At 51.5% G+C, this 11,926-nt stretch carries 14 protein-coding genes; 11 read left to right on the plus strand and 3 right to left on the minus strand.

The genetic code is table 11. The features are described 5' to 3' along the window. Position 1 precedes the first annotated feature (1 nt). The 8 genes from L3068_RS07620 to L3068_RS07655 all read left to right on the plus strand — a co-directional run bounded on the left by L3068_RS07620 (position 2) and on the right by L3068_RS07655 (position 7,718). Entirely contained in the window at positions 2 to 733 is a 732-nt protein-coding gene (locus tag L3068_RS07620) for a C40 family peptidase (protein ID WP_117580479.1), read from the plus strand. Beyond that, positions 721 to 1,311, plus strand: a complete 591-nt coding sequence (locus L3068_RS07625) for a tail assembly protein (protein ID WP_095451065.1) — start codon at positions 721 to 723, stop codon at positions 1,309 to 1,311. The genes L3068_RS07620 and L3068_RS07625 overlap by 13 nt, the downstream gene beginning before the upstream one ends. Continuing rightward, the gene (locus tag L3068_RS07630; protein WP_001324901.1) at positions 1,308 to 1,574 is read left to right on the plus strand and encodes a hypothetical protein; all 267 of its coding nucleotides are present in this window, start codon (positions 1,308 to 1,310) and stop codon (positions 1,572 to 1,574) included. The genes L3068_RS07625 and L3068_RS07630 overlap by 4 nt, the downstream gene beginning before the upstream one ends. A 54-nt stretch (positions 1,575 to 1,628) precedes the next feature. Beyond that, entirely contained in the window at positions 1,629 to 5,183 is a 3,555-nt protein-coding gene (locus tag L3068_RS07635; protein ID WP_214602923.1) for a TipJ family phage tail tip protein, read from the plus strand. Between the two features lie 41 nt (positions 5,184 to 5,224). Next, positions 5,225 to 5,539, plus strand: a complete 315-nt coding sequence (locus L3068_RS07640; RefSeq protein ID WP_214602924.1) for a hypothetical protein — start codon at positions 5,225 to 5,227, stop codon at positions 5,537 to 5,539. After that, positions 5,540 to 6,211: a hypothetical protein gene (locus L3068_RS07645; protein WP_214602925.1), complete on the plus strand. Its 672-nt coding sequence runs from the start codon at positions 5,540 to 5,542 to the stop codon at positions 6,209 to 6,211. It begins immediately after the preceding gene. A gap of 107 nt (positions 6,212 to 6,318) precedes the next feature. Further along, positions 6,319 to 6,552: a phage exclusion lipoprotein Cor gene (cor, locus tag L3068_RS07650; RefSeq protein ID WP_045135225.1), complete on the plus strand. Its 234-nt coding sequence runs from the start codon at positions 6,319 to 6,321 to the stop codon at positions 6,550 to 6,552. Between the two features lie 59 nt (positions 6,553 to 6,611). Further along, positions 6,612 to 7,718 (plus strand): tail fiber domain-containing protein, encoded by a 1,107-nt coding sequence (locus L3068_RS07655; protein WP_236904784.1) that lies wholly within the window; start codon positions 6,612 to 6,614, stop codon positions 7,716 to 7,718. Here the strand turns inward: L3068_RS07655 and L3068_RS07660 are convergent. After that, a complete protein-coding gene (locus L3068_RS07660; protein ID WP_214602934.1) occupies positions 7,684 to 8,181 on the minus strand; it encodes a phage tail fiber protein in 498 nt (165 codons plus the stop codon). The genes L3068_RS07655 and L3068_RS07660 overlap by 35 nt on opposite strands. A gap of 385 nt (positions 8,182 to 8,566) precedes the next feature. On the opposite strand from L3068_RS07660, the gene L3068_RS07665 reads away from it, so the two are divergent. Continuing rightward, positions 8,567 to 9,115 carry a recombinase family protein gene (locus tag L3068_RS07665; RefSeq protein ID WP_117582406.1) on the plus strand — a complete coding sequence of 183 codons (549 nt, stop codon included), beginning with the start codon at positions 8,567 to 8,569 and terminating at the stop codon, positions 9,113 to 9,115. 115 nt (positions 9,116 to 9,230) lie between these two features. Then, positions 9,231 to 9,653, plus strand: coding sequence for a hypothetical protein (locus L3068_RS07670; RefSeq protein WP_045617088.1), 423 nt, complete (start codon positions 9,231 to 9,233; stop codon positions 9,651 to 9,653). A gap of 186 nt (positions 9,654 to 9,839) precedes the next feature. On the opposite strand, the gene L3068_RS25385 is transcribed toward L3068_RS07670, so the two are convergent. Beyond that, entirely contained in the window at positions 9,840 to 9,998 is a 159-nt protein-coding gene (locus L3068_RS25385; protein ID WP_487282302.1) for a hypothetical protein, read from the minus strand. 116 nt (positions 9,999 to 10,114) lie between these two features. On the opposite strand from L3068_RS25385, the gene L3068_RS07675 reads away from it, so the two are divergent. After that, positions 10,115 to 11,235, plus strand: a protein-coding gene (locus tag L3068_RS07675) for an IS3-like element ISSen4 family transposase (protein ID WP_236904785.1) whose coding sequence is annotated in 2 segments (ribosomal slippage) — positions 10,115 to 10,373 and positions 10,373 to 11,235 — 1,122 coding nt in all. Because the reading frame shifts where the segments join, the coding sequence is not laid out codon by codon here. A 61-nt stretch (positions 11,236 to 11,296) separates the two neighbouring features. On the opposite strand, the gene L3068_RS07680 is transcribed toward L3068_RS07675, so the two are convergent. After that, positions 11,297 to 11,536, minus strand: a complete 240-nt coding sequence (locus L3068_RS07680; protein ID WP_045617085.1) for a DinI-like family protein — start codon at positions 11,534 to 11,536, stop codon at positions 11,297 to 11,299. Positions 11,537 to 11,926 lie beyond the last annotated feature (390 nt).

Genomic DNA, 11,926 nt, shown 5'->3' on the forward strand with positions numbered 1-11,926 from the left:
TATGCGCCAGAAAACCATTGATGCCATCATGGCACACGCTGCAGCGGAATATCCGCGCGAGTGCTGCGGCGTGGTGGCACAGAAAAGCCGGGTTGAGCGCTATTTTCCCTGTCGTAATCTCGCAGCAGAGCCGACTGAACATTTTCACCTGTCCCCCGAAGATTACGCAGCGGCAGAAGACTGGGGGACGGTGGTGGCCATTGTTCACAGCCATCCTGACGCGACGACACAGGCCAGCGAGCTGGATAAGGCGCAGTGTGATGCAACGCTGCTGCCCTGGCATATTGTGAGCTGGCCAGAGGGGGACTTACGCACCATTCATCCGCGCGGGGAACTGCCATTGCTGGAGCGTCCGTTCGTCCTTGGCCACTTCGATTGCTGGGGCCTGGTAATGAGCTATTTCCGGCAGGCCCACGGTATCGAGCTCCACGATTACCGGGTGGATTATCCCTGGTGGGAAAAGGACTACCCGGACAATTTCTATCAGGAGTGCTGGTACGAGTGCGGATTCAGGGAGTTTGACGGACCGCCGCAGGAAGGCGATCTGGTCATCATGCAGGTGCAGGCCGATAAGTGGAATCATGCCGGGATATTGCTGGAGGGTAACATGCTGCTGCACCATCTTTACGGGCATCTGAGTCAGCGTGTTCCTTATGGCGGATACTGGCAGGAGCGCACGATGAAGATCGTTCGCTATAAAGATGTAATGGCAGGTGAAACATGCAGGAAGTAATGACCCGCATTGAGCTTGGCGGCGTGCTCGGAAAAACATTCGGTAAAGTTCACCACCGCCTGATTTCCCGCGTGAACGAGGCGAGTGTTGCGCTGGCAAAGACTGTTCCTGGCTTTGAGCAGTTTATGATCTCCAGCCAGCGCCGTGGTCTCACTTATTCCGTATTCAAAGGGAAAAAGAATATTGGTGTTGATGACCTTGGTTTCCCGGTTACCGGCGATGTTATCCGCATTGTCCCGGTGATTATCGGGAGCAAAAAAGCCGGCTTTCTCCAGACTATACTCGGGGCGGTTCTGGTTGCCGTAGGGGCGGTGCTTAACTTCACGCCCTGGGCTGCGGCATCACCATTCCTCTACAAATTTGGTGCTGCGGTCATACTGGGCGGCGTTGTTCAGATGCTTTCCCCTCAACCTGCGGGGCTGGCCAGCAAACAGAGCTCAGATAACCGCGCCTCATACGCGTTCGGCGGAGTCACAAACACCGCAGCGCAGGGCTATCCGGTACCGCTTCTTTATGGTCGCCGACGCATAGGCGGCGCAATTATTTCAGCCGGGATTTACGTTGAGGATCAACAATGAAGAAATACTTAAGATTGACCATTTCAGGCCTGCATCGCGTTGATGACGGAATCCTAATCGGCGGAAATGCGACAGTAATAGTAAACCGTGGCGGAGAGGTTATTTGTCGCGAGACATTTTCTGGCAAAGTTTCCGATAAATATTCAAAGCTATATGAAGTTGAAGATACCGGTATTCCAGTATCAGTAACGTCGTCCAGTGATTGTCAGTTTTTCAAAGCAGAAGCTGATTTTGTAAACCCATTTAGCGAAACAAATATCTGATTAATTTTCTCTTGCAATAAGCCACCTCAGGGTGGCTTTTTTTATGGGCGCAATATGGCTACATCTACTCCGATTAGAGGCCGCAAGGGCGGCAGCTCAAGTTCCCGCACCCCGACTGAACAACCAGACGACCTCCAGTCCGTAGCAAAGGCCAAAATTCTTGTTGCGCTGGGAGAGGGGGAATTTGCCGGGCAACTGACGGCGAAAGATATCTATCTCGACGGCACACCACTGGAGAATGCAGACGGTTCGCAAAACTTCAGCGGCGTGGCGTGGGAATTCCGCCCGGGGACGCAGGCACAAAAATACATTCAGGGCATCCCCGGTACCGAAAACGAAATCAGCGTGGGCACCGAAGTTTCAAGCACCACCGCCTGGACGCACACCTTTACCAACACGCAGCTGTCAGCCGTTCGCCTGCGCCTGAAATGGCCATCGCTTTTTAAACAGGAGAACGATGGCGATCTGGTTGGCTATTCAATTAACTACGCCATTGATCTGCAGACTGATGGTGGTACCTGGCAGACGGTACTTAATACCAGCGTAACAGGCAAGACAACTTCCGGCTACGAACGCAGCCATCGCATCGACTTACCACAGGCAGGCAGCACATGGACGGTGCGCCTGCGTAAGCTCACGGCGGATGCCAACAGCGCGAAAATTGGCGACACAATGACGCTGCAGAGCTACACAGAGGTTATCGACGCCAAACTGCGTTATCCAAATACCGCGCTGCTCTACATCGAATTTGACTCAAGCCAGTTTAACGGCTCTATCCCGCAAATAGCCTGCGAACCGCGAGGACGTGTAATCCGCGTTCCGGATACGTATGACCCGGAGACCCGCACCTATAGCGGCACATGGACGGGGGTGTTTAAGTGGGCGTGGACGGATAATCCGGCCTGGATTTTTTACGATCTGGTGGTGAGCGACCGCTTTGGGCTGGGCAATCGCCTGACGGCGGCCAATATTGATAAATGGACGCTTTACCAGGTCGCACAATATTGCGATCAGCCGGTTCCCGATGGTAAAGGCGGTAGCGGCACCGAGCCTCGTTATACCTGCAACGTGTACGTGCAGGAGAGGAATGACGCCTATACCGTGTTACGTGATTTTGCGGCGATATTCCGGGGCATGACGTACTGGGGTGGCGATCAAATCGTTGCGCTTGCGGATATGCCCCGCGATGTGGATTACAGCTACACGCGTGCAAACGTGGTTGATGGCCGCTTTACCTATTCGGGCAGCACCACCAAAACCCGATATACCACGGCACTGGTTTCCTGGTCCGATCCGGGTAATGCCTACGCAGACGCGATGGAGCCGGTTTTTGAACAGGATCTCGTCGCTCGCTTTGGTACAAACCAGCTCGAAATGACAGCCATTGGCTGCACCCGGCAGTCAGAGGCAAACCGGAAGGGGCGCTGGGGTATCCTGACCAATAACAAGGATCGCCTCGTGTCGTTCGATGTGGGTCTGGACGGCAAGATCCCACAGCCTGGCTATATCATCGCGGTTGCCGATGAGCTGCTTTCCGGCAAGGTGATGGGAGGGCGTATCAGCGCGGTTAACGGTCGCGTTATCACGCTTGATCGTGAGTCTGAAGCCGCTCCCGGAAGCCGCCTTATGGTTAACCTTCCGTCCGGCGCATCGCAGAGCAGAACGATACAAAGCGTAAACGGCAGGGCCGTCACCGTGACAACGGCATACAGCGAAACACCTGCAGTGGAATCGGTGTGGATTGTCGAGTCCGAGGAGCTTTATGCGCAGCAATATCGCGTTATCAGCGTCACGGATAATAATGACGGAACGTATTCGATTTCTGGTGCTTTGCACGATCCGGATAAATATGCGCGTATCGATACCGGTGCCATTATCGACCAGCGGCCAATAAGTGTTATTCCGCCAGGTAATCAGTCCCCGCCAGCCAACATCGTCATCAATTCATTCTCTGTGGTTCAGCAGAATGTGAACGTTCAGACCATGCGCGTCAGCTGGGACCAGGCGAAGAACGCCATCTCCTATGAAGCGCAATGGCGGCGCAACGACGGGAATTGGGTTAACGTGCCTCGCAGCTCCACCACGTCATTCGACGTTCCGGGGATTTACGCGGGACGATACCTGGTGCGCGTTCGTGCCATCAATGCCGCTGAAATTTCGTCCGGATGGGGCTATTCAGAAGAGAAAACGCTGACGGGCAAGGACGGAAATCCTCCGAAGCCGGTGGGTTTCATCGCGTCTGAAAACGTGGTATTCGGTATCGAGCTGAACTGGGGGTTCCCGGCGAACACCGACGATACGCTGAAGACGGAAATTCAGTACAGTCTGACGGGTACTGATGGCGATGCGATGTTGCTGGCTGATGTGCCATACCCGCAGCGTAAATATCAGCAGATGGGCCTTAAAGCGGGGCAGGTATTCTGGTACCGGGCGCAGCTGGTTGACCGAACCGGTAACGAGTCCGGTTATACCGGCTGGGTTCGTGGGCAGGCCAGTATCGATGTTTCCGATATCACTGATGTGATCCTGGAGGACATCAAAGGGTCTGAGACGTTCAAGGATCTGATTGAGAATGCCGTTGATACCAACGAAAAAATTGCTGGTATGGCTGAAGATATCCTGCAGGCGAATAATGAGCTCGAACAGCAGGCGCTGAAGATAGCCAAAAACGCCCAGGACATCGGGCAGGTTCAGACCGATGTGAAGGAACTGACAAGTAACGTTGGAGATGTGTCGTCATCTCTGTCTCAACTTGAGCAGACCGTAGCAACGGCAGATACCGCCCTTGGCCAGCGTATCGATAACATCAGCGTGTCCATGGATGGTATGGCAGGAGGCGTAAAAAACTCGGCTATCGCCATTATTCAGAACGGGCTGGCGCAGGTGGCCGCGCGTAAAACGTTGTCTGCATCGGTCGCAGGTAACAGCGCTCAGCTGGACCGTCTCGACGAAGTGATCGTCAGTGAGAAGGAAGCCACAGCACGTTCATTGCTGAGCCTGCAGACGGACGTCAACGGCAACAAGGCATCCATCAACAGCCTCAACCAGACGTTCTCCGATTATCAGCAGGCCACGGCCACGCAGATAAACGGCATTACGGCGACGGTGAACGGGCATACCTCCGCCATCACAACTAACGCTCAGGCGATAGCGAACGTAAACGGCGGCCTCAGCGCGATGTACAACATCAAGGTGGCTGTAGATGCCAACGGACGTCAGTATGCAGCCGGGATGGGCATAGGCGTGGAAAATACCCCTGGAGGTATGCAGTCACAGGTACTTTTCCTGGCGGATCGTTTTGCTGTGATGATGCAGGCAGGGTCTACGCCTACCATCGTATTCACAACGCAAAATGGTCAGTTAATCATCCGTGATGCCGTTATCGGTGAAGGGACCATCACACGCGCGAAACTGGCTGAAACGCTCAGTTCAGTTAACTACGTTCAGGGGCAGTCTGGTTTGTCCATAAACTTTAAGACAGGCACGTTTGAGAACTACGGTTCGACAGCAGGTGAAGGAGCCATGAAGCAAACCAATCAGACCATCAGCGTTAAGGACGCGAACAATGTGCTGAGGGTTCAGATAGGGAGAATTACAGGTATATGGTGAACAGAGGCCTCTTGTGGGGCCTCTTTTTTTCAGGAGATACGATGGCGGACTTCGGTGTTCAAACATGGGACGCATCAGGCAAGGTTAACAACTATGGAATTAAGCCAGTCAGCGTTTGCGGCTATCTGCAACTGGCCGTTAACCAGAAAACAGGCTCTTATTCCGTTGCCCTTCCACCGGGTTGCAAACTGACCTACTTTCAGGTCATGAACGATGATAAGTGGGGAACGGGAAGAAGGAAGATCACCATCTCAGGTGGCACTGCAACGGTTTCCTCAGTGGGGGATGCCGACTACTCAGCAGGGACTGAACCCGCTGTTGCAGCTTTTCTCATTTTCCAGATCGAGAGGGCATAAATGGCGCAGTACGGCGGTTTACTGACGACGACGAGCGGTGAAGTGTGGGTTACCGCCAACAGCTCGCCAATTGCATTACAGGCGCGAAAGACAGCGGCACTGCAGGGAACATCGGGTTTCAATACCAAGGTGACGCACACCTTTCCCTCAGGTCAGCCCGTTGTGGCCTTCGTTCATTGCACGGTTGAGGTGGAAATCACTCAGACGGTAAGCGGAAACACCATCACGATTGATTTTCTCAGACCGAATGCAACCGGCACAGCGTACGTTTATTTTTTCACAATTTTCCCCCAGACAAAGCCAGATTACGGGATGGCCGTGTGGGATGCATCGGGGACCCTGATTTTGACCCACGAGACGCGCACGCTCGGCGATGTCGTTACCATAGGCACTGCCGGAGTGGATGCAAGCTCAGGCTACAACATCAACACAACCTTGGCGGGGAAATGGGCCTGCATGCCCGTCATGCTCGGCCTGATTACCGGGGTTATATCAGCCGGTGGCCAGCCGCAGCCCTACGCTGCAATTTACAAGAGCATGGCAAAACTCGAGGGAAGCAACACGCGGATATTTGCCAGACCTCAGACAACCCCCTCCGGAGGGCTGCAAAACGTCGCGTACTCAAACATGAGAAACGTCATCATGGCCATCAACTGCGCCAACTATGATTGATCGTTTTCAACGATCAATTTTGAATAATTGATCTACCAAATCAATTATATCCCGTTGATTCATATTGTTATTGTGTAACCTTGTGAATGCCCTGGGATATAACCACTATGAAAAACATGATTCTTTGCCTGGCGGTGGCGGTTTTGCTCTCCGGTTGCGCTGGCGTTATTGAGAAGCAGCAACCTGTGTGTTCTGGTACCGCCCTTATCGGCGGGCAGGAAAACAGTGTCCAGATTTACGGAGTGCGTAAACAAAACAATCAGACCCAGTACCGCGCCGGTTATCCCTTTAACTGGACCTGGGTGAGTGCCAACACGTTCACCAGCACCACCTGCCAATAACTCATTCTGTTTCAAAACAAACCTCGCCCCGGCGGGGTTTTTTATTGCCTGGAGAAAATATGCTTTATAACACTGGCACCATAGCCATTAACGGAAATACAGCAACCGGCACCGGAACGAACTGGACGGCACCCGCCAGCCAGGTTCGCGCTGGCCAGACAATTATCGTTATGTCCAACCCGGTGCAGATGTTTCAGATTTCATCCGTGAACAGCGCCACGTCAATGACGGTAACGCCTGCTGCATCACCGGCGCTGAGCGGCCAGAAGTACGGCATTCTGGTATCAGACAATATCTCGGTCGATGGGCTGGCGCAGGCCATGTCTCAGCTCATTAAAGAGTATGACGAGAATATTGGCGCATGGGAGACGTTCGCTACTACCTCAGCAAACCAGAGCATAACGGTAACCATTAACGGCACCCCCGTGACTATCCCCGGCATCGGTAAGCTGGCGCAGAAAGGGCCCAACGGTGCTCTCCCGATTGACCAGGGCGGGACCGGTGCAACGAACGCTGCAGACGTTCGCACAAACCTCGGTTTAGGAAGTAGTGCGACAAAGGACGTCGGAACTGCGGCAGGGAATGTTATGCAGGTGGGAGCTTTTGGGGTTGGTGCTGTTCTCCAAAATAAGCCCACAGATGCCAGTTCATCCTTCATCAGTGATGCTGATGGCAATACTCTGTGGGCTCCTGCGAATGGCTGTGGTTTCCAGAGTTCCTACACCGGCCAGCGAATTGCGCAGCTGTGGATTACTTCCGGCAGTGCGGTATTCAGCCGTTTTCTAACAACTACTGACCCTCAAACACCAAAATCGTCAGTGCCGTGGGCGCAGTTGCAGTCTGCTGGCACATCAGACATTAATTTTAAGCAAGTGACTGGCGAGCTGGATTTAAACGAATCGCTGTCAAACATCGAGGCAATGGATTTTAAGACCTTCTACTACCTTGCTGATGAAGATAAAGCCATTCGCCGCGGCGTTATTGCTCAGGAGCTGGAAAAGATAGATCCGCAATATGTTCACTCGGCTGAGGAGTCTGGGAAAATGACACTCGACCTCAATCCTCTGGTGCTCGATGCGCTGGCGGCAATCAAAGCCCTGGCTATCCGCGTCAGCGCATTAGAGGAAGAGATCAATGTCGCGGCTCCTGGCTCATCCGCTGGTTAAACAGGGAATCGTCAGGCATATCCAGGCGAACATCGATCCAGCTGTTCGCCGGCACGTCCATCGGTTCACCTTTGGTTTTAATGATCTCACCTTCACCGCTCAGGATGTATTTTTGCTTGAAAAGACGGATTGTCAGGCCTCCGCTTTCCGTCTGCTCAGCTTCAACCACGCCAAGTTCTCCCATGCCACCAGGGTCCATCGGTGGCAGTAGCTGCCATCCCTCTGAAGCCAGTCCTGCTGAACCTGTCAGCAGGTAAACGCCCGCCTCGAGGCGAGAAAGGGTTATGCCCTCCGCCTCTGCGTTTGCTGTCCCACAGCCGCACCAGGAGAAACCATCTTCGGCTACGTCAGCGCGCTGGCATGCATCCCGACTCGTCACTATGCGGGCAACTGGTGAGGCCGCTTTTAGCGTGCCGTCGCTCGCCTTAGTGGTGTTCCCCGTTGTGTAGGCTTCCTGATACAGCCACCCTGTAGGTGTTCGGTAACTGAAGAAAGTCCGCCCTAACGTGTAGATTTGATGAATGCGAGTTGGTCTACCTCCGCGAGCTATTACGATTGAGGTAATGCTCTGACTTCCTGAGACCCCCATGTAGCTGGCGTCCTCTACTGACCATATAAACGATGAGGGGTAGGACTCGCTCATAGTATTAAGTGGAACTGATTCAGTAATTTCACGCCCCAGACCAAAAGCCCCCACAGTTAGAACTTTCTTTTGACCGGAATCCCCCCAGGAACTTTGAGCATCCAATAAAGCGCTACTTCCTAAACCGACGTTTTATAGATTGCCCTAGACCAGCCTTGCCGATAACTTCATCTGATTTTTTTGCAGAATTTATTGGGTGAAAAACATGCAAATTGGCTATGTAAGGGTGTCAACAAATGACCAAAATACGGATCTTCAGCGACAGGCACTCGAACGCGCAGGATGTGAGCAAATTTTCGAAGAAAAAATGAGCGGAACAGTGGCTAACCGGCCAGCGCTGAAAAAGCTTCTTAAGACGCTGAAAGAGGGAGACACGCTGGTGGTGTGGAAGCTTGATCGCCTAGGGCGAAGCATGCGGAACCTGGTACTGCTGGTCGACGAACTACGGCAGCGCGGCATCCACTTCAAAAGTCTTACGGACAGCATCGACACTTCCAGCCCTATGGGGCGTTTCATTTTCCACATCATGTCTGCCCTGGCCGAGATGGAGAGGGAGTTGATAGTGGAGCGCACTCGCGCTGGCTTAGCAGCAGCTCGTGAGAAAGGGCGAATCGGCGGCAGGCGTCCGAAACTTACCCAGGAACAATGGGACCAGGCGGGTCGACTGATTGCTAACGGCGTAGACAGAAAGCAAGTAGCGATTATTTACGACGTTGCGGTGTGCACCTTGTATAAGAAATTTCCGGCGCGGTAGGGGCAGAGGAAAAAATATTGAACATTTAATACAGTTTTCGTAATAAAGTATTGAAAGAATGTAATAAAGTTGTTGAAATTTTGGTGAGCGGTTGGGGTGAGCATTGGGGGTATTCATGGCAAAAACAGATTCTATTACACCAGAAGAGTTCAGGGCTATTCACGTTGAATTGTCTAAAATCTCATCAACTTGGGCAGACTTATGGTTAACATTGTTTTCTCTCCGTGCTGAAGGCAGCAGGGTGATTACTATTAGATATTCCGATATCGAAGATGACATGCTGCACTTGGCTGGAACTCCAAAATTTGAGCCACGAACAATTAGATTAAATTTATTGCTTTCTAAGTTAATTGCGTGCAGAAAGGATTGCAATTCTTCTGATATTTATGTTTTCCAGAGTAGATCAAATCGAGTTAAAGGATTAGCTAGGCCTGTGACTGTAATAGCAATGAATAATGCCTTAAAACAAGCATCCAAATATGTAACAAGGAAAAACATCACCATGAAAAGTGCTTTAAGGGTAATCGTAAGGAACTAGTTGGACGGGGGTTCATACACAACATACCCACCTGTGTATGGAAGATTAGGACGATGGTCTATGATCACGTCCTTTATCAAGTCATTATTCTCCCTGATGATTGTCGATTTACTACTCGATTGGATATAAAATATGTACTTGCATAAATCTTGGGAGGGATTTTAAGTAAGTGAAATGAGAACCTGATCAGAATAAATCAAACCGAGCATTGAGTAGAGTAAATAATAAAGCAGCGCATGCAAGATTTAAGAGTATAACAAAACGGGCGGAAACATTCACTGAACAAATCTCCTGATCATGTATTAGACAAAGAATGACTGTAATGTAAAACCATCTTACACACACCTACTAAAAAAGACAGATGAACCAAGGTGGCATCCGATGAGATAGTGACCTGCTCCCCGTTGATTAGTACACCCCGATGTTAGTAATGTCTTCATAAGCCACATGAGGACATCCCCATGAAGAAGCGTTTTTCCGACGAACAGATCATCAATATTCTCCGCGAAGCCGAAGCTGGGGTACCCGCCCGTGAACTCTGCCGCAAGCATGCCATTTCCGATGCCACGTTTTACACCTGGCGTAAGAAGTATGGCGGTATGGAGGTGCCTGAAGTTAAGCGCCTGAAGTCGCTTGAGGAAGAGAACGCCAGACTCAAGAAGCTGCTTGCCGAAGCCATGCTGGATAAAGAGGCGCTTCAGGTGGCTCTTGGGCGAAAGTACTGACGAAAGACCAGAAGCGGGAAGCCGTGATGTTGATGTGTGATGCGACCGGTCTGTCGCAACGTCGTGCCTGCAGGCTTACAGGTTTATCCCTGTCGACCTGCCGCTATGAGGCTCACCGTCCGGCTGCTGATGCGCATTTATCAGGGCGCATCACTGAGCTGGCACTGGAGCGCAGGCGTTTTGGCTACCGTCGTATTTGGCAGTTGCTGCGCCGTGAAGGGCTTCATGTTAATCATAAGCGCGTGTACCGGCTTTATCACCTCAGTGGCCTGGGCGTAAAACGCAGAAGACGTCGTAAAGGGCTGGCAACAGAACGTCTGCCGCTGCTCCGTCCGGCGGCGCCCAATCTGACCTGGTCGATGGATTTCGTCATGGACGCACTTTCCACCGGTCGCAGGATCAAGTGTCTTACCTGCGTCGATGATTTCACAAAGGAATGCCTGACGGTCACTGTTGCCTTTGGGATTTCAGGCGTTCAGGTCACGCGTATTCTGGACAGCATTGCACTGTTTCGAGGCTATCCGGCGACGATAAGAACTGACCAGGGGCCGGAGTTCACTTGCCGTGCACTGGATCAATGGGCCTTTGAGCATGGTGTTGAGTTGCGCTTAATCCAGCCGGGCAAGCCAACGCAGAACGGATTTATTGAGAGCTTTAACGGACGATTTCGCGATGAATGTTTGAATGAGCACTGGTTCAGCGATATCGTTCATGCCAGGAAAATTATTAATGACTGGCGGCAGGATTATAACGAATGCCGCCCGCACTCCACGCTGAATTATCAGACACCGTCTGAATTTGCAGCGGGCTGGAGAAAGGGTCATTCTGAGAATGAAGATTCCGACGTTACTAACTGAGTGTTGTATCTAATCGTGGGGGCAGGTCATGTTATCTACGGAACGGTAGATAATCGGTTTGTTAATCTTTGACCAGCCACATATCGACCTCTTCAAACATCTCCTCAATTAACCGGTTCAACTTCTCTTTCTCTGTCTTTGTGCAGTTGCTATTTACTGCATTAGCCTGCATCGGCTTTACGCGGACAGAGGAGGCCGGGAAGACGGTATGAACACGTTTAGTCAACTCTGCAAGAATGATCTCCTGAGCGCCCTCCAACCCTTCAACGTTTCTTTTGTCATAAACGAGTTCAACGAACATAACGCACCTCATGAGTACTGGTTTTATGTACAGTATTTACACCGCAATGATAAAGTCTGTCAAGGAAGATGAAAGCCAGTGATTAGATTTTCGGTGGTTTTTGGTAGGTATTGCGAAGCGAAAATGGACTGTAGACCAGATGGCATAAGCGATCCGATGAAAAGGGTTGTGGGGCATGGATGGGGCAAAAGTGGTCTATGAAGTTCGTTAAAGTTCGTAAATCTTGATTTGTCTCGATCTCGCTCATCCCTTGTTTAAAGCGCTCCTGGACGATCTTTATCGATTTTAAAAACTATGAGTTCATATTATACAAATGTAGCGAAAAAGGTGTTTCTGCCTGAAAAGATGAACATTCTGCATAGCGCGTTTTGCGCAACAGGAATATATTGA

Source organism: Enterobacter cloacae complex sp. ECL414, from assembly GCF_021869685.1.
GTDB classification, from domain to species: Bacteria; Pseudomonadota; Gammaproteobacteria; order Enterobacterales; family Enterobacteriaceae; genus Enterobacter; species Enterobacter kobei.